We start from the raw sequence: 21,932 nt of genomic DNA, 5'->3' as shown, positions 1-21,932 counted from the left end.
GCGCTCGCGGATCGAACAGGTGTTCGGCTAGGGTGGGTGTGCGAGGCCGGAGCGGGTCCTCGGGAGCGAGTCGGGCACAGTCCGGCACGGCCCTGTGGACGGTGCTCGGACGCATGTCGGTGGTCGGGCATAGCGTCTCTCGCAGTCGACAGACCAGCCCCAGGACGCGCAGCGCGACGCTGCATGACACGACGAGGACACGAACATGGCAGCTCCCCAGGACCGGGCGAAGGCCCTCGAGGCCGCACTCGGCCAGATCGATCGACAGTTCGGCAAGGGCTCGATCATGCGGCTCGGCGACGAGGGGCGTGCCCCGGTCGAGGTGATCCCCACCGGCTCGATCGCGCTCGACATCGCGCTCGGCATCGGCGGGCTCCCGCGCGGACGCGTCGTCGAGATCTACGGCCCTGAGTCCTCGGGCAAGACGACTGTCGCCCTGCACGCGGTCGCGAACGCGCAGCGCGCCGGCGGCATCGCGGCGTTCATCGACGCCGAGCACGCGCTCGACCCCGAGTACGCCAAGAAGCTGGGCGTCGACACCGACGCGCTGCTGGTCTCCCAGCCGGACACCGGCGAGCAGGCGCTCGAGATCATGGACATGCTGATCCGCTCGGGCGCGATCGACATCGTGGTCATCGACTCGGTCGCCGCGCTCGTGCCCAAGGCCGAGATCGAGGGCGAGATGGGGGACAGCCACGTCGGTCTCCAGGCCCGCCTCATGTCCCAGGCGCTGCGCAAGATCACCGGTGCGCTCAACGCCTCCGGCACCACGGCGATCTTCATCAACCAGCTCCGCGAGAAGATCGGTGTGTTCTTCGGCTCGCCCGAGACGACCACGGGTGGCAAGGCGCTGAAGTTCTACGCCTCGGTGCGCCTCGACATCCGTCGCATCGAGACCCTCAAGGAGGGCACCGACGCGGTCGGCAACCGGACCCGGGTCAAGGTCGTCAAGAACAAGATGGCGCCCCCGTTCAAGCAGGCCGAGTTCGACATCATGTACGGCGTGGGCATCTCGCGTGAGGGCAGCCTCATCGACATGGGCGTCGAGCACGGCATCGTGCGCAAGTCCGGCTCGTGGTTCACGTACGAGGGCGACCAGCTCGGCCAGGGCAAGGAGAACTCCCGCGCCTTCCTGCGCGACAACCCCGACCTGGCGAACGAGATCGAGAAGAAGATCAAGGAGAAGCTGGGCATCGGAGCCGTCGTCGACGCGCCCGCCGACGCCGACGGCAAGCCCGGCTTCTGAGGTCGGCAGTGGCAGGACGAGGACGCCGCGGGGCGGGGGGCGACGAGCCCTCCGCCTCCGTGGCGGCTGCGCGGGGCGTGGGGACCGACTCCGAGGAGGTGGCCCGGGCGGTCGCCCTGCGGCTGCTGAACCACTCGGCCCGCAGCCGGGCACAGCTGGCCGAGGCGATGGCGGCCAAGGACGTGCCGTCAGAGGTCGCCGAGGCGGTGCTCGACCGGTTCACCGAGGTGGGGCTCATCGACGACGACGAGTACGCGCGCATGCTCGTGCGCACCCGTCACGCCGAACGCGGGCTGTCACGGCGTGCGATCGGCGTCGAGCTCCGGCGTCGGGGCATCGACGACGAGGTCGCCGCGTCGGCCCTCGACGAGGTGGACGACGCGCAGGAGGCCCAGGCAGCGCGCGCGCTCGTGCGTCGGCGCCTGGCGGCGACCCGAGGTCTCGACCCGCAGGTGAGGGCGCGCCGGACCTTCGCCGCGCTGGGCCGCAAGGGGTACTCGCCCGGGCTGGTCAGCCAGCTCGTCCGTGACGAGCTCGCCGCCGAGGGTGCCGAGCTCGAGGACGAGGACCTCCCCGCGGTCGACTGACCGGTCCGTCCCGATCCCACGGCCACGCAGCAGCGCCGTCACGGCGCGAGTGATCGAGGCGTGGGTGGGCTGACCTGCGTCGGCACCGGGTGGGGGAGAATGACCCTGACCGGTCGACACCCAGCCTGGATGCCGAGCCCGGCCACACAGTCCTGGAGGTGCCCGTGCCGTTCGGCGAGATCGGGATCGTCATCGCGCTGCTGCTCGTGTGCCTCGTCGCGCTCGTGCTCGTGCTGATCGCGCGCCGCGAGGCTGCCGCGCAGCGGGAGCAGGCCACGAAGGACGTCGCGGAGATCAAGAGCGAGGCGCGCGCCCTGCTCGCTGACGCCGAGCGCCGCGCCGACCGGTTGGCCGAGCGCGAGGACGCGATCGCTGCCGAACGGCGCGCTCTCAAGGAGCTCGAGCGCGACCTGCAGGCACGCTCGGCCGAGGTCACCGCCCTGCACGAGCGCACGGTGACCGAGCAGGCCGCCGCCGAGGCGCAGGCGCGCGAGCTGCTCGAGGCGTCCGCCGGCCTGACCACGGACGAGGCGCGGGCCGAGCTCGTGCGCCGCACCGTGGAGACGGCCACCAACGAGGCAGCCGCCCAGGTCCGACGGGCCGAGGCCCACGCCCGACGGACCGCCGAGGCCAAGGCCAAGCGCATCGTCGCCACCGCCGTGCAGCGCGCGGCGGTGCCCACGAGCTCCCAGTCCTCGATCACGGTGCTGCGTCTCCCCTCCGAGGAGATGAAGGGCCGCATCATCGGCAAGGAGGGGCGCAACATCCGCACGTTCGAGGCGCTCACGGGCGTCAACGTGCTGATCGACGACACCCCCGACGCCGTCGTGCTGTCCTGCTTCGACGCCGAGCGCCGCGAGCTCGCCCAGGTCGCGCTCGAGGCGCTCATGGCCGACGGCCGCATCCACCCGCAGCGCATCGAGGCCGCGTACGCCGAAGCGGTCGAGGGCGCCGACGAGCGCACGCTCGCCGCCGGGCACGACGCCGCCGAGCGGGCCGGCGTGGGTGGGCTCGACACCGAGCTCGTGCGCACCATGGGCCGGCTCCGGCTCCGCACGTCCTACGGGCAGAACGTGCTCGAGCACCTGGTCGAGACGGCCCTCGTGGCCGCGGCCATCGCCGCCGAGGTCGGCGCCGACGTCGAGACCACGCGGCGCGCGGCGTTCCTGCACGACCTCGGCAAGGCGCTGACCGCCGAGAAGCAGGGCACGCACGCCCAGCTCGGCGCCGACCTCGCGCGCCGGCACGGCGAGTCGCCCGCTGTCGTCAACGCGATCGCCGCGCACCACGACGAGGTGCCCGTCGAGACCGTCGAAGGCGTGCTCGTCCAAGCGGCCGACGCGATCTCCGCCTCGCGTCCCGGCGCCCGGCGCGAAGAGCTCGACCAGTACGTCGAGCGCATGGACAAGCTCGAGCAGCTCGTCACCGCCCACGCCGGCGTGCGCCGGGCCCTGGCCATGTCCGCGGGCCGTGAGGTGCGCGTGGTGGTCGAGCCCTCGGAGGTCGACGACTACGCGCTCCCGCAGCTCGCCGTGGCGATCGCCAAGCACATCGAGGCCGACCTCGCCTACCCGGGCGAGATCAAGGTCACCGTCGTCCGCGAGATCCGCGCGAGCGCCACCGCCGGCTGAGCGCTGACCGAGGCGTGGGGCGCGGGCCGCAGCGACACCGACCCCGCGGGGTCAGGAGCGTCGGGGGGCCAGGCACAGGGTGACCTGGTGCGCGGTCTCGCCCACCACGGTGTCGACGATGGCCGGGCCGTAGCGGTCGTACTTGGCCTTGTACGCCGCATCGACCGCATCCTCGACGCCGGGGGATGCCGCGGTGAAGGAGACGTCCTGCTCGATCCCGCCAGCACGGATCCGGCCGGTGCCGTTGTTCCGTGCACGGACGTACCAGGGGTTCTTCGGTCCGTAGGCCGAGCGGACGTACAGGCCGTCCCCGACGCGCACGACCCACACGGTCACGTACCGGGCCAGCGTGCCGTCGCGCCGGGCCGAGGCGACGTGCAGCTCCTCGGAGCCGCCGATCTTCGTCAGCTCGTCCTGGGTCCAGCTCGCAGTCATCTCTGCGCCCCGATCGGCTGTGGTGCGGGAGTCCGGGCTCACGGCTCGCCTTCCATGGTGGCACCGCCGCGCGGGACGTGCAGCGTCGATGATGAGCGCGCGCCTGACGTCGCGTCAGCCAGGGCCGCGACGCGGCGTCACGTCGGGGGTGCTCCCGTTGTCGCCGCGATCAGGCTCGGCGCCTCGACCTTCGTGCGCCCGCTGGTGCGTCGTCCGAGCCGCTGCCCCAGCCACGGTGCGAGCTTGGTCAGCGCGTAGTTGATGACGATGAAGATGACGGCGGCGACGGCGAGGGCCTGGAGGATGTTGCCGTTGGCGGCGCCGAGCTGTCGGGCCTCTTGGAGCAGTTCGCGGTAGGTGATGATGTAGCCGAGCGCGGTGTCCTTGAGGATGACGACGAGCTGGCTGACGAGGGCTGGGAGCATCGCGATGAGGGCCTGCGGGACCTCGACGGAGCGCAGCGACTGGCCGCGGGTGAGCCCGACGGCCAGGGCGGCCTCGCGCTGACCGCGGGGCAGGCCGTAGACCCCGGAGCGGACGAGCTCGGCGAAGACCGAGCCGTTGTAGAGGATCAGGGCGGCCACGACGGCGACGAGCGGGTACTCGCTGGGTTCCATCAGGTCGACCTGGGCCAGGCCGAGCCAGATGAAGATCATCATGAGCAGCACGGGAACGGCGCGGAAGAACTCGACCACGACGCCGGACACGCTGCGGATGACACGTGACCGCGCGAGCCGCCCGAGGCCGAAGACGAGTCCGAACACCGCGGAGCCGATGATGGCCAGGCCTGCGGCGCGCAGGGTGTTGATGAGGCCAGGGATGAGGAAGTTCTCCCAGGAACCCGCCTGGAGGAACGGCGTCCAGAGGTCGGCCGCGAGCTGGCCCTTCTTGCCGAGCTGCGCCAGGACGAGCGCGGCGAGCCCGGCCACGACGAGCCCGAACACGATGTTGAGCCACATCATGCGGCGGCGGGTGCGCGGGCCGGGGGCGTCGAACAGGACGCTCTGGGTGCTCATCGGGTCACCGCCAGCCGCCGCGAGAACGAGGTGGTGGCCAGGCCGATCGGGATGACGATGATGACGAACCCGAGGGCGAACGTCAGGAAGATCGCGAAGATCACGTCGGGCCGGAACTCGATCATGGTCTTCATGAGCCCCGAGGCCTCCGCGACGGACCCCGCCGCCGCCACGGTCGAGTTCTTCGCGAGGGCGATGAGGGTGTTGCCGAGCGGAGCGATGGCGCCCCGGAACGCCTGCGGCAGGATGATCAGCCGCGCGGTCGGCAGGAACCCGAGCCCGATCGCGCGCGCGGCCTCGGCCTGCCCGATGGGCACGGTGTTGACCCCCGAGCGCAACGCCTCGCACACGAACGCCGCGTGGTAGATCGACAGGCCGAGCACGGCCAGCCGGAAGAAGTTCTCGTTGAAGTCGGCCGAGAGGGTGACGCCCAGCTGGCTCCAGAGCCCGAGCACGCAGAACACGATGATGATCGTCAGGGGCGTGTTGCGGAACACGTTCACGTAGGCGGTGCCGGCCCAGCGCAGGCTCGGCAGGGGAGAGATCCGCATCACGGCGAGGACGGTGCCGATCACGAGCGCGAGGATCGCGGCGAAGAACGTCAGCTTGATGTTGACCCAGAACGCCGCGGGGACGTCGTAGGTCGAGAACAGCGTGACGAACTGGTCCAGGTAGTCGCCGTCCACGTCACTCGCCTCCTCGGTGCCGGATGGTGCCGGTGCGGGGGTGCGAGGAGGTCCCCGCGCGCCCCCGCACCGGACACGGGCGGGTCAGCTCAGGCGCAGGCCTGCACCTCGGGCGGGTTCAGCGTGTCGTTGGCCTCGTACCCGGAGGCGCCGACGTTCTTGTCGAGGAGCTCCTGCCAGGTCCCGTCCTCGACCAGCTGGGTGATGGCGTCGTTGATCTGCTGGCAGGTCGAGTTGTCCTGCGGCAGGCCGACCCCGTAGTTCTCCTCGGAGAACGGGTTGCCGACGACCTTGACCTTGCCTTCGTTGCTCGGCTGGGCGGCGAGGCCCGCGAGGATGATGTCGTCGGTGGTCACGGCGTCGACGGCACCCGAGGTGAGGGCTGTGACGCACTCGGCGTAGCCGGGCTGCTCGAGCAGGTTCACGCCGGTCGCGTAGTCGTCCTTGATGCGCTGCGCCGACGTCGAGCCGGTGACCGAGCACAGGTTCTTGCCCTCGAGGTCCTCGGGCCCGGTGATCGAGTCGTCGTCGGCCGCGACGAGCAGGTCCTGCCCGGCGACGAAGTACGGCCCCGCGAACGCGACGGTCTCCTTGCGCTTGTCGGTGATGGAGTACGTCGCGAAGATCATGTCGACCTGCCCGGTCGAGAGCAGGTTCTCGCGCTGGGCGGACGGCGCCTCGACCCAGGTGATCTGGTCCTCGCTGTACCCGAGCTGGTCGGCTACGGCGCGCGCCATGTCGACGTCGAAGCCGGTGTACTCGTCGCCGTCCTTGAACCCGAGACCGGGCTGGTCGAACTTGATGCCGATCCGGACGCTCCCGCCACCGCTCTCGCTCTCGCTCGACGAGGCGTCGTCTCCCGAGTCGTCGGATCCGCTGCACGCCGCGAGCAGCAGCGCGGCCGCGGATATGGCCGCGACCCCCAGGTTTCGTCTGCGCATCTTTCGTTCCTCTCGTTGCGTGGCACCACGTGGATCGTGAGGGTCGCGTGCGGGCAGGGCCCGGGATCAGTGCGTGAGGATCTTCGACAGGAAGTCGCGGGCCCGGTCGCTGCGGGGAGCGGTGAAGAACTCCTCGGGGGTCGCCTGCTCGACGACCTGCCCGCCGTCCATGAAGACGACGCGGTGCGCGGCCTTGCGCGCGAAGCCCATCTCGTGGGTGACGACGATCATCGTCATGCCCTCGCGTGCGAGGGCGACCATGACGTCGAGGACCTCGTTGATCATCTCGGGGTCGAGCGCCGAGGTCGGCTCGTCGAAGAGCATGACCTTGGGGTTCATGGCGAGCGCCCGCGCGATCGCGACGCGCTGCTGCTGGCCGCCAGAGAGCTGGGCGGGGAGCTTGTCGGCCTGGTCGGCGACGCCCACCCGCTCGAGCAGGGTCATGGCGAGCTGCCGGGCCGGTGAAGCCTTGACGCCCTTGGCCTTGATCGGGCCGAGCGTGACGTTCTCGAGGACGGTCTTGTGGGCGAACAGGTTGAACGACTGGAAGACCATGCCCACGTCGGCGCGCAGCCGGGCGAGCTCACGCCCCTCCTCGGGCAGCGGGACCCCGTCGATCGTGATGGTGCCCGAGTCGATGGTCTCGAGCCGGTTGATGGTGCGGCACAGCGTGGACTTCCCGCTGCCCGACGGGCCGATCACGACGACGACCTCGCCGCGGCTGACCGTGAGGTCGATGTCGCGGAGCACGTGGAGCGCGCCGAAGTGCTTGTTGACGTCGGTGAGCACGACCAGCGGGTCGCCGAGGGGGTGCGACGCGTCGACGGGCGGTGCCGAATCGTCCGGTAAGGCCTCGACTGGGGGAAGGTCTGCCATTTGTTGAACCTAGGGGGCAATTGTTGCGAGTGCTACCGGTACAGGTCACGTCCCGGCAACGTTCCGGACGTCCGGCCGGGGACGACGCCCCAGGTCGCGCGGCTCGGCCCCGGGGCCGGCCTTACCCTTGACGGTGATGTCCACGACCACGCCTCCCCGCCCCGCCACGACCGACGACACCGCGCCCCGCCGCACCTACCTCGTCAAGACGCTCGGCTGCCAGATGAACGTGCACGACTCCGAGCACATGGCGGGCATGCTCGAGGCGGCCGGATACGTGGCCGCCGACCCGCAGGACGCCGCGGACGAGGCGGCCGACGTCATCGTCATCAACACGTGCGCCGTGCGGGAGAACGCCTCGGACAAGCTCTACGGCAACCTGGGGCGCCTCGCGGGGGCCAAGCGCGCCCGGCCCGGCATGCAGATCGCCGTGGGCGGCTGCCTGGCGCAGAAGGACCGCGCGGGCATCGTGGACCGGGCCCCGTGGGTCGACGTGGTCTTCGGCACCCACAACCTCGACGCGTTGCCCGTGCTGCTCGAGCGCGCGCGCCACAACCAGCGCGCCGAGGTCGAGATCGCCGAGTCGCTCCAGGTGTTCCCCTCGACGCTGCCCACCCGGCGCGAGTCGGTGTACGCGGGCTGGGTGTCGATCAGTGTGGGCTGCAACAACACGTGCACCTTCTGCATCGTGCCGCACCTGCGCGGCAAGGAGCGCGACCGCCGGCCGGGGGAGATCCTCGCCGAGGTCGGCGCGCTCGTGGACCAGGGGGCGATCGAGGTCACGCTGCTCGGGCAGAACGTCAACTCCTACGGCGTCGAGTTCGGCGACCGCGGAGCGTTCGCGAAGCTGCTGCGCGCGACCGGCGCGATCGAGGGCCTCGAGCGGGTGCGCTTCACGTCTCCGCACCCTGCGGCCTTCACCGACGACGTCATCGCCGCGATGGCCGAGACCCCGACGGTGATGCCGCAGCTGCACATGCCGCTCCAGTCCGGGTCGGACCGGGTGCTGCGGGCGATGCGCCGCTCGTACCGCTCGGAGAAGTTCCTCGGCATCCTCGACCGCGTACGGGCCGCGATGCCCGACGCGGCGATCACCACCGACATCATCGTGGGCTTCCCGGGCGAGACCGAGGAGGACTTCGCGGAGACGCTCCGCGTGGTCGAGGCGTCCCGGTTCTCGTCGGCGTTCACGTTCCAGTACTCCCCGCGCCCGGGCACGCCCGCGGCCGACCTGCCCGACCAGCTGCCCAAGGAGGTCGTGCAGGAGCGCTTCGAGCGGCTCACGGCGCTCTCGGACCGCATCGCGCTCGAGGAGAGCCGGGCCCAGGTGGGACGCCGGGTCGAGGTGCTCGTCGCCGAGAGCGGCGGGCGCAAGGACGAGGCGACCCACCGCATCTCCGGACGGGCCGCGGACAACCGTCTGGTGCACGTCGCGCTGCCCGTCGGCCTCGACGCGGCGGCCGCGCCCCGCCCCGGGGACATGGTCGTCGCGCAGGTCACGCAGGCCGCGCCGTACCACCTCGTCGCCGACTCGGCCCTGGCCTCGGCACCGGTCTTCGAGGTGCGTCGCACCCGCGCCGGCGACGCGTGGGCCGCGCGGCAGGACGGCGGCACCGACGAGCACGCGCACGGCGGTGCGGGCGGGGGCGGCTGCGGCACGGGGGCTCCCGCGCCGGCCGGTCCGGTGACGCTCGGGCTGCCGTCGTTCGCACGCCCCACGGCCTGACACGCCCCACGGCCTGACACACCCCACCGCCTGAGCCCGACGACGGGCCGACGGCTCAGTTGTCGGGCGTCCCGGGCGGCGGGGGAGCGTCGGTCGGGATGACACCCTCGATCGACGAGAACATCTGCACTCCCGTGCCGAGCCCGCACGCGAGGAGCTGGGCGATCTGCACGTCGGTCGCGCCCTCCTCGAGGTCGGCCGAGACCTCGCTGTAGAGCGCGAGCAGCCCGTCCTCCTCACGCACGTAGACCTTGGGCCAGATGCGCTCGCGGTTCCAGTCGTTCACCGCGAGGGCCACGGCCCGGCGACGCTCGAGCGGGAGCTGACGCTGCCAGCGGCCGCGCACCTGCAGGATCTCCTCGTGCTCGCCGAGCAGCAGGAACCAGAACCGGTTGCCGTCCCAGGTGCCCGTCAGGTCGCCGTCGTCGTCCACGAGGAACCGGTAGCCGCGCGAGCGCAGGTAGTCGGCGACGCGCTCACGGGTGAGCGGCGTGGGGCTCTCGTCGTCGCGGTGCGCGGCGATGCGCTTCGTGGGCTTGCGCACACCCGGCTTGCGCACCCCCAGCACGCGCGAGAGCCAGTCGCCGATCGGCCGGGGGCTCACGGGGCGCTCCGGGCCGGGTCGGGGTACAGCTCGTCGATCGCGTCGAAGAACATGCTGCCCGTGCTCAGCCCGCAGAACAGCAGCTGGTTGAGCTGGTCGTCGGTCACGCCGTGCTCGAGGTCGGTCGCGACCTCGGCGATGACGTGCACCATGCCGTTGTCGCGGACACGCACGTAGGCCTTGGGCCAGATGCGGTCGGCGTTCCACTCGTTGCACGCGTCGAGCACCTCCTCGAGGCGCTCGATGGCGACCTCCCGGTGCCACTGCCCACGGATCTGGAGGATCTCGGACTCGTCGCCGAACAGGAAGAAGTAGAACAGGCGCCCGCGCCACAGCCCGCCGAGGTCGCCGTCGCTGTCCACGAAGTAGCTGAAGCTGTTGCGCGTGAACCACTCGGCGATGCGGGCGGTCGTCACGGGGGTCGGCACGTCGTCGACGAGCTGCGCCCCGAGCTCGCGTTCGAGGAGCTCGGTGACCTGCTCGTGCAGCTCGTCGTCCTCACCCGCGCCCGAGCCGACGCCCTCGGGGCTGTGCCGCCTGCTCTCCGGCGGGAGCCCGAGCCAGCGGCTCAGTCGACGGTCCCGGAAGAAACCCATGCCGAAACCCTACTCGTGCCTCGGACGGGCTCGGCCACACCGGTCGACCGGGCGCACCCGCGGGGTCGTCCCACGGTGGGACCCACCTCCAGGACGGCTGGGCTACCCTCGGGCGCTGGCGCACCCGCCGTCGCACCCAGCCGTCGCACGCACGAGACACGAGGACCGATCCCATGGGCATGTTCAGCAGACCGGACGCGGCCGCTCCGGCGACCGGGCTCGAGAGGTTGACCCACCAGCGCATCGTCGAGGTGCTCGAGGCCCAGGGCTTCACCTACCTGCTCGACGACGACGGAGACATCTGCGGCCGGTGGGGCGAGCACGTCTTCTACTTCTTCCTGCTGGGCCGCGACTCGGAGTACCTGCAGGTGCGAGGCCGCTGGGCGCGTGAGGTCGGGCCGAGCGAGATCGACGCGCTGACGGCCGAGGCCAACACCTGGAACCTCGACAAGCTGTGGCCCAAGGTCTATGTGCGCGCCGAAGGCTCGGAGGTGGGCGTCTACTCCGAGCACACGGTGGACTACGAGCACGGGGTCAGCGACGGCCAGCTCCAGCTGCACCTGGCGTGCGGCATCAGCACCGCGCTGCAGTTCTTCGCGCACCTCGACGAGCTGTACCCGGACGCCGTGGCGGCGTCGCGCGGCGCCGCGGCGGCCGGAGGTCCGGCAGCCGGCGCCTGATCCGGTCCTCACCGCCTCGCACCCGCCCCCGCACCCGCCCCCGCACCCGCCTGCGCACCCGGGCCGGGTACGGGCGCACGGGGCGCGTCGGTCGGGTGGCCCGCGAGCCGCTACGGTCGGAGCATGCTCGTCGCCGCCGCGCTCGTCCCTGAGACCGCCCTCCTGGTTCCCGGGGCCGCTGGCCGGGCCGACGTGCTCGACGACGTCCGTGCTGCGGCCCTGGAGGCCGTGCGCAGCGTGGTGGACGCACGCCCCGACCAGCTCGTCGTCGTCGCACCGGGCCCGGTGGACCGGGTGCTGGGGGAGCACGTGCGGGCGAGCCTCGCGCCGGCCGGCATCCCGGACGGCCAGCTCGGCTGGCAGCCGCCCGTCCCCGCGGTGCCCGGTGACTTCCCGGCAGGCATCGGCGCGAGCGTCGGGATGCTTCTCACGGGGGCTGCGGGGTGGACGGGCCGGACGCTCGTCGCTGAGGTCGCAGAGCCCGAGGGGGCGGGCCCGGAGCCCCTCGAGGGCGCAGGGGACGCCGCCGACACCGGGGGGCCGAGCGCGAGGACCCGGGCCGAACGGCTGCAGCATTTCGGTGCGACGCTCGCCGCTGCCGCGGACGCCTCGGTGCGGGTCGGTCTCGTCGTGGCGGGGTCGTTGAGCGCGCGGCACGGCCCCGACGGTCCGCTCGCCGACGACCCCCGGGCCGAGCTGTTCGACAGCGAGCTCCTCGCCGACCTGGCCGACGGCGGCCCCGCCGCTCGTGCACGCATGGCGAGGTCTTCGAGCGACGAGGCGTCGTCGCTCGCGGTCAGCGGATGGGGGCCGTGGCAGGTGCTCGTGGGCGCCGTCGGCGGCCCTCCGGCCGACCGTCAGGTGCAGGCCGCGGTGCTGACGGCGCAGGCCCCGTTGGGCGCGCAGTACGTGGTGGCGACGTGGACCCCCGACGTCGAGGTCGGGGCATGAGGCTCGTCGTGGCGGTCGTCGGTCCCACGGCGACCGGGAAGTCCGACCTCGGTCTGGCGCTCGCGGAACGGCTCGGCGGGGAGGTCGTCAACACCGACGCGATGCAGCTGTACCGGGGCATGGACATCGGCACAGCGAAGCTCGACCCCGCCGAGCGGCGCGGGATTCCCCACCACCAGCTCGACGTGCTCGACCCGACCGAGGACGCGTCGGTCGCCGACTACCAGGCCGCGGCCCGCGCCGACCTCGGACGCATCGACGCCCGGGGAGCGCGCGCGATCGCCGTCGGCGGGTCAGGGCTGTACGTCCGGGCCCTGCTCGACCGCATGGAGTTCCCCGGCACCGACCCACAGGTCCGGGCCCGGCTCGAGGAGCGCGTCGAGACCGAGGGGTCGCGTGCGCTGCACGCCGAGCTCGAGCGGCTCGACCCCCGCGCCGCGGCCGGCATCGGGCCGCGCAACGCCCGACGCGTGGTGCGGGCGCTCGAGGTCATCGAGCTCACGGGACGGCCGTACTCGGCGACGCTCCCGCAGCACGTGTACGAGGTCCCCGCGGTCCAGATCGGCCTGGACTGCGACCGTGAGGTGCTCGACGCACGGGTCGAGGCGCGGGTCGCGCGCATGTGGGACGCGGGCCTGGTCGCCGAGGTCGAGGCGCTGGCCCAGCGGGGGTTCGGACGCACAGCGGCGCGTGCCGTGGGATACGCCGAGACCCTCGCGATGCTGCGCGGCGAGCTCGACGAGGCCCAGGCCCGGGCGGCCGTCGAGGCCGGGACGCGGCGGCTCGCCCGCAAGCAGATGGGCTGGTTCGGTCGCGACCCGCGCGTGCACTGGCTCGACGCGCGCGCTCCTGACCTGGTTGATCGTGCGCTCGACCTCGTCGCCGCGGCCGACGCGGGCACCCTCGGTCCGGCCACGGACGACCCGGCTCCGCGCCGTAGTCTGGGTTCATGACTGCGCCTGCGCCCGGGTCGCCCGGCCTGCTGACCGTGACCAAGGGGCACGGCACCCAGAACGACTTCGTGCTGGTCGACGACCGGTTCGACGCGCTCGACCTGACCGAGGCCCTGGTGCGTGCGCTCGCGGACCGCAGGGCGGGGATCGGCGGCGACGGCGTGATCCGCCTCGTGCCCTGCGACGCGCTCCCCGAGGGCGCCCGCTGCCTCGCGCAGGACCCGCGCGCCGAGTGGTTCATGGACTACCGCAACGCCGACGGCTCGATCGCCGAGATGTGCGGCAACGGCGTGCGCGTGTTCGCGGCCTACCTCGTCGAGCTCGGCCTGTGGGACCCCGCGGCCGACGGCGACCTGACGATCGGGACGCGCGCCGGGGTGCGCCACGTCCGCCAGGAGCCCGTGGCCGGGGCGCCCGGCGGGGTCTGGTACGCGGTCGACATGGGCCGCTGGCACCTCCCCGGAGGGGCGGCCGCCGAGCGCGCCGGGTTCGACGCCGAGGTCGTCGTCACGGGCCTCGAGGTCGCCCGGCCCGCACTGAGCGTCGACGTGGGCAACCCGCACACCGTGCTCGCGCTGGCAGGCGACGCCGAGCTCGACGCGGTCGACCTGACCCGCGCGCCGTCGGTCTCGCCGCAGCCGCCGCACGGCACCAACGTCGAGCTCGTGCTCCCGCTCGGCGAGCAGACCGCCCCCGACGGCACCCTCGTGGGCCGCGCCCGCATGCGCGTGCACGAGCGCGGGGTAGGGGAGACGCGGTCGTGCGGCACGGGCGCGTGCGCGGCTGCGCTCGCGGTACGGACGTGGGGCGGCCCGCAGGCCCCCGACGTCTGGCTCGTCGACGTCCCGGGCGGGACCGTGCGGGTGCGCGTGCTGGCCGACGACCACGTCGAGCTCGCGGGCCCCGCTGTGCTCGTGGCCCGCGCCGAGGTCGACCTGGCCGCGCTCGCGGTCTGAGCCCGCCGCGGCGACCGGCTGACGGGCGGGTGGCCGGGCGTGGTGCGCGGAACACCGGGACCCGGACCCGCGTTGCAGCGGGCATGACCGAGCCACCCCGCGTCGTCGAGACCGACGACGTCGTGCTGACGGGCGACGACCTCGGTGCGCCCCTCGGGCCGCGCGCCACGTTCGTCCAGCTCTCGAGCGCGTTCTGCCTGCCCTGCCGGTCGACGAGGACCGTGCTCGCGCGCGTCGCGGCCCAGCACGAGGGGGTGGCGCACATCGAGCTCGACGTGGCCGATCACCTCGACCTCGGCGAGCGGCTGGACGTGGCCGCGACGCCCACCGTGCTCGTGCTCGACGCCGCCGGTGTCGTGCGGGTGCGGGCCGTCGGGGCGCCGACCCTCGCGCAGGCGCGGGTCGCGCTCGCGCGGGCGCTCAGCGGGCCGTGACCCGCAGCACCCGGAAGCCCTTGGCGGTGGCCACCCGCTCGACCGTGGCCGCGTCGCCCAGCTGGTCGGCGACCCATCGTTGGAGCGAGTCGGCCCCCAGGTTCTTGCCGACCACGAGGTGGGCCTCGGCCCCCGGGGCGAGCCGGGGGAGCCAGCGCAGCAGCAGCTCGTGCAGGGCCTCCTTGCCGACCCGGATGGGCGGGTTGGACCAGATCGCGGCGAGGCGCACGTCCGCGGGCACGTCGTCCGGGGTGGTCGCGACGACGTTCGCCAGGCCCAGCCGCTCGGCGTTGCGGCGCACCAGGTCGAGCGCGCGCTCGTTGACGTCCACGGCCCAGACCCGCGCGTCGGGCGACGCGAGCGCGAGGCTCAGGGCGACGGGCCCCCAGCCGCAGCCCAGGTCGAGCAGGTCGCCCGTGGCGGGGGCCGGCGGGACGGTGCGGAGCAGGACCTCGGTGCCGAGGTCGACGTGCTCGGGCGAGAACACCCCGCCCGCGGTCTCGACCTCGACGTCCTGCCCGGCGAGGTGGACGCGCAGCGTGCGGCGCTCGTCGGCAGAGGCCGGCTGGGCGGTGAAGTAGTGGTCGTTCCCGGTCATCCCGCGACCCTATCCGGGCCCGCGGGGCCCTCAGCCCGCAGCGAATAGCGTCGCGTCGCGCCTCGCGGGCGTGACACCCTGGACGTGGGACCGGACGGCTGGTTCTTCGACGGGCGGGTGGACCCGCTCGTGCAGCACCGACGAGAGGCAACGTGTGAACGACCCGCAGCACCCCGTGGCGCGCCAGGACGACGACGACGAGGCCGTGGTGCCCCGCAGCGCGCAGCAGGTGGCGGACGACGTCGTGGCGCGGGTGCTCGCCCGGGCCGGCACGGCTCGGCACGACGGTGGCACCGTGCACTCGGCCTACGACGGCGACCAGCTCGACCTCGAGGAGCGCACCTCGCTGCGCCGCGTGGCGGGCCTGTCGACCGAGCTCGAGGACGTCACCGAGGTCGAGTACCGGCAGCTGCGGCTCGAGCGCGTGGTGCTCGTCGGGATCTGGGGCGCACCCGCCAACGAACCTGGCTCGAGCACCGCCGAGGAGGCCGAGATCTCGCTGCGCGAGCTGGCCGCCCTCGCCGAGACCGCGGGCTCGGAGGTGCTCGACGGCCTGCTGCAGCGCCGCCGCAACCCCGACCCCGGCACGTTCCTCGGCTCGGGCAAGGCCGCCGAGCTCGCGACGGTCGTCGCGGCCGTCGGCGCCGACACCGTCGTGGTGGACGCCGAGCTCGCCCCCTCGCAGCGACGCGCGCTCGAGGACGTGGTGCGGGTCAAGGTGATCGACCGCACCGCGCTGATCCTCGACATCTTCGCCCAGCACGCCAAGTCGCGGGAGGGCAAGGCCCAGGTGGAGCTCGCCCAGCTCGAGTACCTGCTGCCGCGCCTGCGTGGCTGGGGTGACTCGATGTCCCGGCAGGCCGGTGGCCAGGTCGGTGGCGCAGGGGCAGGCATGGGCTCGCGTGGGCCCGGTGAGACGAAGATCGAGCTCGACCGCCGCCGGATCCGTGACCGCATGGCAAAGCTGCGCCGCGAGATCGCCGCGATGGAACCCGCCCGCGTGACCAAGCGGGCCAACCGCAAGCGCAACGCCGTCCCCTCGGTGACGATCGCGGGCTACACCAACGCAGGCAAGTCGTCGCTGCTCAACCGGCTCACGGGCGCCGGGGTGCTGGTCGAGAACGCCCTGTTCGCGACCCTGGACCCGACCGTGCGCCGTGCCGAGGCCGCCGACGGGCGCGTGTACACGCTGACCGACACGGTCGGCTTCGTGCGCTCGCTGCCGCACCAGCTCGTCGAGGCTTTCCGGTCGAGCCTCGAAGAGGTCGCGGACGCCGATCTCGTGCTGCACGTCGTCGACGCCTCGCACCCCGATCCGGAGGGGCAGATCGCGGCCGTCCGGCACGTGTTCGCCGACATCCCCGGCGCGATGGACGTGCCCGAGGTCATCGTGCTCAACAAGGCCGACCTGGCCGACCCGGACGTCGTCGCCCGGCTGCGTTCGCGCGAGCCCGGCGCGGTCGTCGTCTCGGCGCACACCGGTGAGGGCATCGAGCAGCTGCAGGCGCTGATCGCCGACCAGCTGCCGCGACCCGGGGTGCCCGTCGACGTCGTGATCCCGTACGACCGGGGCGACCTGGTCAACCGGGTGCACCTGCACGGCGAGATCGACTCCGAGGAGCACACCCCGGCCGGCACGTCGCTGCGCGGGCGCGTCGACGAGTCGCTCGCGGCCGAGCTCGCCGCCGCCGCGGTCCGCACCGACTGAGGCGTCAGCCGCGGCGACTAGGCTGTCGCGGTGCCTGAGCCCGAACCTGCCGTGTCCGTGGACGAGCTCCTGGACCTCGCGGTCGGGGCGCTCGGCGGGTCTCCGCGCGAGGGCCAGCAGCAGATGGCCCGCGCGGTCGCCGAGACGATCGAGGCCGGTGAGCACCTGCTCGTGCAGGCGGGCACCGGCACGGGGAAGTCGCTCGGGTACCTGGTGCCCGCTGTGCGCCACGCCGTGCTCGAGGACGAGCGCGTCATCGTCTCGACCGCGACCTTGGCCCTCCAGCGGCAGGTCATCACGCGGGACCTCCCGCTGGTGGCCGACGCGCTCGCGCCCCGGCTGCCGCGTCCGCCGCGCATCGCGCTGCTCAAGGGCTGGCACAACTACGTCTGCGTGCACAAGGTCGCGGGGGGCTACCCGGCCGACGAGCCCGGCACCCTGTTCGACCTGGGCGACCACGCCGGTGCGGCCGACCACCCGGCCCCCGAGGCCGGCGAGGGTCGCGCGCGGGGCGGACGCGGCGCGGGCGAGGACCTCGGCGCGCAGGTCGTGCGGCTGCGCGAGTGGGCCGCGGAGACCGAGACCGGCGACCGGGACGACCTCGTCCCGGGCGTGAGCGAGCGCGCCTGGCGGCAGGTGTCGGTGACGTCGCTCGAGTGCCTCGGTGCGCGCTGCCCGCTGCTCGACGAGTGCTTCCCCGAACGTGCCCGCGGGCTGGCCCGCGAGGCCGACGTGGTGGTCACGAACCACGCGATGCTGGGCATCGCGGCGTCGGGGTCTCCCGGCGTCCTGCCCGAGCACGAGGTGCTCGTGGTCGACGAGGCGCACGAGCTCACCGACCGGGTGACGGCCCAGGCCACGGGCGACCTGTCGGTGGGCACGATCGAGCACGCCGCGCGGCTCGCACGTCGGCACGGCGGGCTCGCCACCACCGACCTCGACGCGGCGAGCGCGGCCCTCGGTGCCGTGCTCATGGAGCTGCCCGAGGGTCGCTTCGCCGACGGCCTGCCACCCGCCGCCCTCGACGCCGTGGCGGCCGTGCGTGACGCGTCCCGCGCGCTGCTCTCGGCCCTCAAGCCCGAGGGGGTCCCCGCGCAGGCGGTGGGTCGCTCGACGTCGGGACCGCCCGACGGCGGGCTGAAGATGGCGGTCTCCACGATGCTCATGCTGTTCGAGACCGCCGAGCGCATGGCGGGCGACCCCGAGGACAACCGGCACACGGTGCTGTGGTGCGCCCGCGGTGACGGCACCGCGCGCGGCGGCACCATGACGCGCCTGCACGCCGCGCCGCTGGCGGTCAACGGGCTGATCCGCACGAACCTGTTCGCCGGCCGGTCCGCGGTCCTCACGTCGGCCACGCTCGCGCTGGGCGGCTCGTTCGCACCGGTCGCCCGCTCGGTCGGCCTCGAGTCGCGCCCCGACGCCGAGCCTCGCGGCCCCGAGAAGCTCGCGGGCACCGGCGCAGCCCCGGTGCCGTCGTCGCTGCCCTGGCGGGGCCTCGACGTGGGCTCGCCGTTCGACTACGGGCGCCAGGGCATCCTCTACATCGCCCGGCACCTGCCCCCGCCCGGGCGCGAGCCCGCCACGGACGCCCAGCTGGACGAGATCGCCGAGCTCATCACCGCCGCCGGGGGACGCACCCTCGGGCTGTTCTCCTCCCGCCGCGCCGCCGACGCCGTGGCTCAGGCGATGCGCGAGCGCCTCGACGTCCCGGTGCTCGCTCAGGGCGACGACCAGCTCCCGACGCTCGTCCAGGCGTTCGCGGCGGACGAGAAGACCTGCCTCTTCGGCACCCTGTCGCTGTGGCAGGGCGTCGACGTGCCCGGGCCCGCGTGCCAGCTCGTGCTGATCGACCGCATCCCGTTCCCGCGCCCCGACGACCCGGTGCGGTCGGCCCGGTCCGACGCGGTCGCGGCGGCCGGTGGCAACGGCTTCATGTCGGTGTCCGCGACGCACGCCGCGCTGCTGCTCGCGCAGGGCGCCGGGCGGCTGATCCGCTCGACCACCGACCGTGGCGTCGTCGCGATGCTCGACCCGCGGCTCGCGACCGCGCGCTACGGCGAGTTCCTCGCCCGGTCGCTGCCGGAGTTCTGGCGGACCACCGACCGGGAGGTCGCGCTGGCCGCCCTCCGCCGGCTCGACGCGGTTTCGTCCGTCAGCAACTAGCCTGGTCGGACGGCACCACGGTGCCGTGCGGGCGATTCGGCCCACCGGTGGAGGAGGACGCGTGAGCGCGAGCGACGAGAGTGACGACCTGGGCTTCCCGAGCACCCCGGCAGGCCCCCAGCGGCGCACGAGCAAGCTCGCGGTCGTGGGTGCGGGCGCGGTCGGTTCGACCATGGCGTACGCCGCGCTCATGCGGGGCGCAGCCCGGACGGTGGCGCTGTACGACATCAACAAGGCGAAGGTCGAGGCGGAGGCTCTCGATCTGGGGCACGGGATCCAGTTCATGCCGATGGCCGACGTGATCGGCTCGGACGACATCGCTGTGTGCGCCGACGCCGACGTCGTGGTCGTCACCGCCGGCGCGAAGCAGAAGCCCGGCCAGACCCGCATCGACCTCGCCGAGGCCACGATCTCCCTCGTCGGCAAGATCCTCCCGGGCCTGGTCGAGGTCGCGCCGAACGCCGTCTACGTGATGGTCACCAACCCGGTCGACATCGTCACCTACGCGGCGCTCAAGATGTCCGGCCTGCCCTCCAACCAGCTCTTCGGCTCGGGCACGGTGCTCGACTCCTCCCGGCTGCGCTACCTCATCGCGCAGCACACCGGGGTCGCGGTGCAGAACGTGCACGCGTACATCGCGGGCGAGCACGGGGACACCGAGCTGCCCCTGTGGAGCTCGGCGACGATCGGCGCGGTTCCCCTCCTCGACTGGAACGGCATCGGCGGGCGCGGACCGCTGACCGAGGACGTGCGCGAGGGGATCGCGCGCGAGGTCGTCGAGTCGGCCTACCGCATCATCGAGGGCAAGGGCGCCACGAACTACGCCGTCGCCCTCGCGGGCTCCCGCATCATCGAGGCCGTGCTCAAGGACGAGCAGCGGATCCTGCCCGTCTCGTCGCTGCTCAGCGACTTCCACGGCATCTCGGACGTGTGCCTGTCGGTGCCGGCGCTGGTGGGCGGTCTCGGGGTGGGCGAGCAGCTCGAGATCCCGATGTCCTCCGACGAGCTCGCGGGGCTGCGTCGTTCGGCCGAGGCGCTCAAGGCCGTCGCGCGGCGGTTCGGCCTGTAGCGCGCGGCGGCGCTCGGGCCGGCGCTGGGGCCCGACAGGCGCGGCGCCGGCGCTCAGTGGGTGCGAAGCGCCTGAATGAGCTCGTCCTTGCGCATCGACGACCGACCCGCGATGCCGAGCTCGGCCGCACGCTCGCGCAGCCGGCTCACCGTCCAGCCGTCGTACGAGCCGGCCTCGCCGCCTCTGCGGGCGACAGCGCTGCGTGAGGTGTCGGCGGCGGTGTTGGCGATGCGTGCCGACTTCTCCTTGCTGTCACCCTCCGCGCGCAGGCGCTCGTAGAGCTCCTTGTCCTTGACGCTCGGCCCAGGGTCTCTGATGCGTCCGGGCATGCCGACCCTCCTCAGCTCTCGGGCCCGGGTGCGGGCCCGTCTGCACAGCCTTCCGGAGCCGGGCGTCGCTCGCACCCCGTCGGACCGGTGCAGGTTCGACGGGGTGGGCTCGGGCGGTCCGCTCGGCTCAGAGGCTGCGCAGCACGCTCACGACGCGCCCCAGGACCTGGGCGTCGTCGCCCGGGATCGGGGAGTACGCGGGGTTGTGCGGCAGCAGCCACACGTGTCCCTCGCTCTGCTTGAACGTCTTGACGGTCGCCTCGCCGTCGATCATCGCGGCCACGATCTCGCCGTTCTCGGCCACCGGCTGACGGCGGACCACGACCCAGTCGCCGTCGCAGATCGCGGCGTCGATCATCGAGTCGCCCGCGACCTTGAGCAGGAACAGCTCGCCGTCGCCCACGAGCTGGCGCGGCAGCGGGAACACGTCCTCGACGACCTGCTCGGCGAGGATCGGACCACCGGCGGCGATCCGACCCACGACGGGGACGTAGGACGGCGTCGGGGTGCTGTCGCGCGCGGCCGTGTCTTCGTCGCCGAAGCCTGCCGAGGTCGCCGGCGACCAGCGCTGCACGCCGCGCGAGTCGTCGGCCTGCACGACCTCGATCGCGCGCGGGCGGTGCGGGTCGCGTCGCAGGTAGCCCTTGCGCTCGAGCGTGGTGAGCTGGTGCTTGACGCTCGACGGGCTCGTGAGACCGACGGCCTCGCCGATCTCCCGCATGCTCGGCGGGTACCCGCGCAGCTCGACCGACGAGCGGACGGTGTCGAGCACGAGCCGCTGGCGCGGGGTCAGCTCGTCATCGGGGGGAGCGGCCGGGAGCGAACGGACGGTGGCCGTCGTCGTGCCCGGCGCCCGTGCCGGGCCGTCCTGGACCGTGCTGCCGTCGTTGCCCACCGTTGGCCTCCCCAAAGCTCACTCGTCCGTGTGGCGCTGTCGCGGGGCCGTTGCGCCGACCGGGTGTCCGTGTCGGTGCCTCGTGATGCCCTGTCACCTGTGGCGCCAGCCTAGGGGAGCGGACCCGTTCGATCAAACATCTGTTCGAGCGAGTCTCGACATCTCCTCCCGGCGAGTGGTAGACATCGTACAAGCGTTCGACGTACAGGTGTTCGAGCGACCGAGATGGTCCGACGAGAGGTGGTTCCGGTGAGCACGATGGTGATCGGCCCCGTGGCCGTCCGTGGTGAGGCGTTCGCCGGGTCGCTGGTCCCGCGTGGCGCGGGCCGGGCCGAGCGGGACGGTCTCAGCGCCCGGGAGCGCGTCTCGCTCGACACCGGCGCTCCGCTGCGACTGACCACGCGCGGTCGCTGGGTCGTGGCGGTGCTGTCGCTCGTGGTCGTGAGCCTGGTGGGCCTCATCGGTACGCGCGCCGTCGCCGACGCGCCGCCGCCCGCCCTCGAGAGCTACACCGTGATGGCGGGGGACACCTTCTGGCAGATCGCCGCAGACGTGGCCGGTCCGGGGGAGGACGTCCGGGACGTCATCCTCGAGCTCGTCGAGCTCAACGGGCTCGACGGCGCCGGCCTGATGTCGGGGCAGCAGATCCTGCTTCCCACGGAGCGTTGAACGGCGCGTCCGCAGCGCGGTGCCGCGGTGCACGGCCCGGTGAGCGGCCACCTTGCAGGCCGACGACCCGACGACATATGTTGCTTCTCGACGTCTGTCAAGACGTCAGGACGTCGCGCCCCCTGTGCGGCGCATCATCAACCGGTCTGCGGTCGCCCACGGGCGGCGGGCCTACCGGCG

23 protein-coding genes are annotated in these 21,932 nt (G+C 73.1%); 13 read left to right on the top strand and 10 right to left on the bottom strand.

Annotated elements, in window-relative coordinates:
- Positions 1-205: 205 nt before the first annotated feature.
- The 3 genes from recA (at position 206) to rny (ending at position 3,464) form a co-directional block, all read left to right on the top strand.
- Complete coding sequence (gene recA / locus ACGIF2_RS04585) at positions 206-1,246, top strand: recombinase RecA (protein WP_396043959.1); 1,041 nt, start codon at positions 206-208, stop codon at positions 1,244-1,246.
- Positions 1,247-1,323: 77 nt separating this feature from the next.
- Complete coding sequence (locus ACGIF2_RS04580) at positions 1,324-1,833, top strand: regulatory protein RecX (RefSeq protein ID WP_396043957.1); 510 nt, start codon at positions 1,324-1,326, stop codon at positions 1,831-1,833.
- Between the two features lie 158 nt (positions 1,834-1,991).
- Positions 1,992-3,464 (top strand): ribonuclease Y, encoded by a 1,473-nt coding sequence (gene rny / locus ACGIF2_RS04575; protein ID WP_396043955.1) that lies wholly within the window; start codon positions 1,992-1,994, stop codon positions 3,462-3,464.
- A gap of 51 nt (positions 3,465-3,515) precedes the next feature.
- Here rny and ACGIF2_RS04570 read toward each other — a convergent pair whose 3' ends face one another.
- The 5 genes from ACGIF2_RS04570 to ACGIF2_RS04550 form a co-directional block, all read right to left on the bottom strand.
- Positions 3,516-3,899, bottom strand: coding sequence for a DUF2255 family protein (locus ACGIF2_RS04570; protein WP_396043953.1), 384 nt, complete (start codon positions 3,897-3,899; stop codon positions 3,516-3,518).
- 137 nt (positions 3,900-4,036) lie between these two features.
- Positions 4,037-4,915, bottom strand: a complete 879-nt coding sequence (locus tag ACGIF2_RS04565; RefSeq protein WP_396043951.1) for an amino acid ABC transporter permease — start codon at positions 4,913-4,915, stop codon at positions 4,037-4,039.
- Positions 4,912-5,601, bottom strand: coding sequence for an amino acid ABC transporter permease (locus ACGIF2_RS04560; protein WP_396043949.1), 690 nt, complete (start codon positions 5,599-5,601; stop codon positions 4,912-4,914). Before ACGIF2_RS04560 ends, ACGIF2_RS04565 begins: the two co-directional genes overlap by 4 nt.
- An 89-nt stretch (positions 5,602-5,690) precedes the next feature.
- The gene (locus ACGIF2_RS04555) at positions 5,691-6,542 is read right to left on the bottom strand and encodes a glutamate ABC transporter substrate-binding protein (protein WP_396043947.1); all 852 of its coding nucleotides are present in this window, start codon (positions 6,540-6,542) and stop codon (positions 5,691-5,693) included.
- Between the two features lie 66 nt (positions 6,543-6,608).
- A complete protein-coding gene (locus ACGIF2_RS04550) occupies positions 6,609-7,418 on the bottom strand; it encodes an amino acid ABC transporter ATP-binding protein (RefSeq protein WP_396043945.1) in 810 nt (269 codons plus the stop codon).
- Between the two features lie 136 nt (positions 7,419-7,554).
- Between ACGIF2_RS04550 and miaB the strand changes: the two genes are divergently transcribed.
- The gene (miaB, locus tag ACGIF2_RS04545; protein ID WP_396043943.1) at positions 7,555-9,144 is read left to right on the top strand and encodes a tRNA (N6-isopentenyl adenosine(37)-C2)-methylthiotransferase MiaB; all 1,590 of its coding nucleotides are present in this window, start codon (positions 7,555-7,557) and stop codon (positions 9,142-9,144) included.
- 55 nt (positions 9,145-9,199) lie between these two features.
- Here miaB and ACGIF2_RS04540 read toward each other — a convergent pair whose 3' ends face one another.
- Together ACGIF2_RS04540 and ACGIF2_RS04535 are read right to left on the bottom strand one after the other, a co-directional pair.
- On the bottom strand, positions 9,200-9,748 hold the full coding sequence (locus ACGIF2_RS04540; RefSeq protein WP_396043941.1) for a YbjN domain-containing protein: 549 nt from the start codon (positions 9,746-9,748) through the stop codon (positions 9,200-9,202).
- A complete protein-coding gene (locus ACGIF2_RS04535) occupies positions 9,745-10,344 on the bottom strand; it encodes a YbjN domain-containing protein (protein WP_396043939.1) in 600 nt (199 codons plus the stop codon). The genes ACGIF2_RS04540 and ACGIF2_RS04535 overlap by 4 nt, the downstream gene beginning before the upstream one ends.
- 179 nt (positions 10,345-10,523) lie before the next feature.
- On the opposite strand from ACGIF2_RS04535, the gene ACGIF2_RS04530 reads away from it, so the two are divergent.
- The 5 genes from ACGIF2_RS04530 (at position 10,524) to ACGIF2_RS04510 (ending at position 14,318) form a co-directional block, all read left to right on the top strand.
- Positions 10,524-11,024 carry a YbjN domain-containing protein gene (locus tag ACGIF2_RS04530; protein ID WP_396043937.1) on the top strand — a complete coding sequence of 167 codons (501 nt, stop codon included), beginning with the start codon at positions 10,524-10,526 and terminating at the stop codon, positions 11,022-11,024.
- A 123-nt stretch (positions 11,025-11,147) separates the two neighbouring features.
- Positions 11,148-11,975 (top strand): hypothetical protein, encoded by an 828-nt coding sequence (locus ACGIF2_RS04525; protein WP_396043935.1) that lies wholly within the window; start codon positions 11,148-11,150, stop codon positions 11,973-11,975.
- Positions 11,972-12,928 carry a tRNA (adenosine(37)-N6)-dimethylallyltransferase MiaA gene (gene miaA / locus ACGIF2_RS04520; RefSeq protein ID WP_396043933.1) on the top strand — a complete coding sequence of 319 codons (957 nt, stop codon included), beginning with the start codon at positions 11,972-11,974 and terminating at the stop codon, positions 12,926-12,928. Before ACGIF2_RS04525 ends, miaA begins: the two co-directional genes overlap by 4 nt.
- Positions 12,925-13,884 (top strand): diaminopimelate epimerase, encoded by a 960-nt coding sequence (gene dapF, locus ACGIF2_RS04515; protein ID WP_396043931.1) that lies wholly within the window; start codon positions 12,925-12,927, stop codon positions 13,882-13,884. The genes miaA and dapF overlap by 4 nt, the downstream gene beginning before the upstream one ends.
- 83 nt (positions 13,885-13,967) lie before the next feature.
- Positions 13,968-14,318: a TlpA family protein disulfide reductase gene (locus tag ACGIF2_RS04510; RefSeq protein ID WP_396043929.1), complete on the top strand. Its 351-nt coding sequence runs from the start codon at positions 13,968-13,970 to the stop codon at positions 14,316-14,318.
- Here the strand turns inward: ACGIF2_RS04510 and ACGIF2_RS04505 are convergent.
- Positions 14,305-14,916, bottom strand: a complete 612-nt coding sequence (locus ACGIF2_RS04505) for a class I SAM-dependent methyltransferase (protein ID WP_396043927.1) — start codon at positions 14,914-14,916, stop codon at positions 14,305-14,307. The two genes, ACGIF2_RS04510 and ACGIF2_RS04505, sit on opposite strands and share 14 nt — an antisense overlap.
- Positions 14,917-15,070: 154 nt before the next feature.
- Between ACGIF2_RS04505 and hflX the strand changes: the two genes are divergently transcribed.
- The 3 genes from hflX to ACGIF2_RS04490 all read left to right on the top strand — a co-directional run bounded on the left by hflX (position 15,071) and on the right by ACGIF2_RS04490 (position 19,859).
- Positions 15,071-16,624: a GTPase HflX gene (gene hflX / locus ACGIF2_RS04500; RefSeq protein WP_396043925.1), complete on the top strand. Its 1,554-nt coding sequence runs from the start codon at positions 15,071-15,073 to the stop codon at positions 16,622-16,624.
- Between the two features lie 30 nt (positions 16,625-16,654).
- Complete coding sequence (locus ACGIF2_RS04495) at positions 16,655-18,790, top strand: ATP-dependent DNA helicase (protein WP_396043923.1); 2,136 nt, start codon at positions 16,655-16,657, stop codon at positions 18,788-18,790.
- Positions 18,791-18,851: 61 nt separating this feature from the next.
- Positions 18,852-19,859 carry an L-lactate dehydrogenase gene (locus tag ACGIF2_RS04490; RefSeq protein ID WP_396043921.1) on the top strand — a complete coding sequence of 336 codons (1,008 nt, stop codon included), beginning with the start codon at positions 18,852-18,854 and terminating at the stop codon, positions 19,857-19,859.
- A gap of 53 nt (positions 19,860-19,912) precedes the next feature.
- On the opposite strand, the gene ACGIF2_RS04485 is transcribed toward ACGIF2_RS04490, so the two are convergent.
- Both ACGIF2_RS04485 and lexA read right to left on the bottom strand, forming a co-directional pair.
- On the bottom strand, positions 19,913-20,188 hold the full coding sequence (locus ACGIF2_RS04485) for a Rho termination factor N-terminal domain-containing protein (RefSeq protein ID WP_396043919.1): 276 nt from the start codon (positions 20,186-20,188) through the stop codon (positions 19,913-19,915).
- 127 nt (positions 20,189-20,315) lie between these two features.
- Positions 20,316-21,083, bottom strand: coding sequence for a transcriptional repressor LexA (gene lexA, locus ACGIF2_RS04480; protein WP_396043917.1), 768 nt, complete (start codon positions 21,081-21,083; stop codon positions 20,316-20,318).
- Between the two features lie 258 nt (positions 21,084-21,341).
- Between lexA and ACGIF2_RS04475 the strand changes: the two genes are divergently transcribed.
- A complete protein-coding gene (locus ACGIF2_RS04475; RefSeq protein ID WP_396044223.1) occupies positions 21,342-21,752 on the top strand; it encodes a LysM peptidoglycan-binding domain-containing protein in 411 nt (136 codons plus the stop codon).
- Positions 21,753-21,932: the final 180 nt, after the last annotated feature.

The organism is Cellulomonas sp. P22, from assembly GCF_044392165.1.
This window is presented reverse-complemented; position numbering and strand designations above follow the sequence as displayed.

Coding starts and splice junctions, on each gene's coding strand:
- recA (WP_396043959.1), top strand. CDS start 206: ATGGCAGCTCCCCAGGACCGGGCGAAGGCCCTCGAGGCCGCACTCGGC.
- ACGIF2_RS04570 (WP_396043953.1), bottom strand. CDS start 3,899: ATGACTGCGAGCTGGACCCAGGACGAGCTGACGAAGATCGGCGGCTCC.
- ACGIF2_RS04565 (WP_396043951.1), bottom strand. CDS start 4,915: ATGAGCACCCAGAGCGTCCTGTTCGACGCCCCCGGCCCGCGCACCCGC.
- ACGIF2_RS04555 (WP_396043947.1), bottom strand. CDS start 6,542: ATGCGCAGACGAAACCTGGGGGTCGCGGCCATATCCGCGGCCGCGCTG.
- ACGIF2_RS04550 (WP_396043945.1), bottom strand. CDS start 7,418: ATGGCAGACCTTCCCCCAGTCGAGGCCTTACCGGACGATTCGGCACCG.
- miaB (WP_396043943.1), top strand. CDS start 7,555: ATGTCCACGACCACGCCTCCCCGCCCCGCCACGACCGACGACACCGCG.
- ACGIF2_RS04535 (WP_396043939.1), bottom strand. CDS start 10,344: ATGGGTTTCTTCCGGGACCGTCGACTGAGCCGCTGGCTCGGGCTCCCG.
- ACGIF2_RS04530 (WP_396043937.1), top strand. CDS start 10,524: ATGTTCAGCAGACCGGACGCGGCCGCTCCGGCGACCGGGCTCGAGAGG.
- ACGIF2_RS04525 (WP_396043935.1), top strand. CDS start 11,148: ATGCTCGTCGCCGCCGCGCTCGTCCCTGAGACCGCCCTCCTGGTTCCC.
- miaA (WP_396043933.1), top strand. CDS start 11,972: ATGAGGCTCGTCGTGGCGGTCGTCGGTCCCACGGCGACCGGGAAGTCC.
- dapF (WP_396043931.1), top strand. CDS start 12,925: ATGACTGCGCCTGCGCCCGGGTCGCCCGGCCTGCTGACCGTGACCAAG.
- ACGIF2_RS04510 (WP_396043929.1), top strand. CDS start 13,968: ATGACCGAGCCACCCCGCGTCGTCGAGACCGACGACGTCGTGCTGACG.
- ACGIF2_RS04505 (WP_396043927.1), bottom strand. CDS start 14,916: ATGACCGGGAACGACCACTACTTCACCGCCCAGCCGGCCTCTGCCGAC.
- ACGIF2_RS04485 (WP_396043919.1), bottom strand. CDS start 20,188: ATGCCCGGACGCATCAGAGACCCTGGGCCGAGCGTCAAGGACAAGGAG.
- ACGIF2_RS04475 (WP_396044223.1), top strand. CDS start 21,342: ATGGTGATCGGCCCCGTGGCCGTCCGTGGTGAGGCGTTCGCCGGGTCG.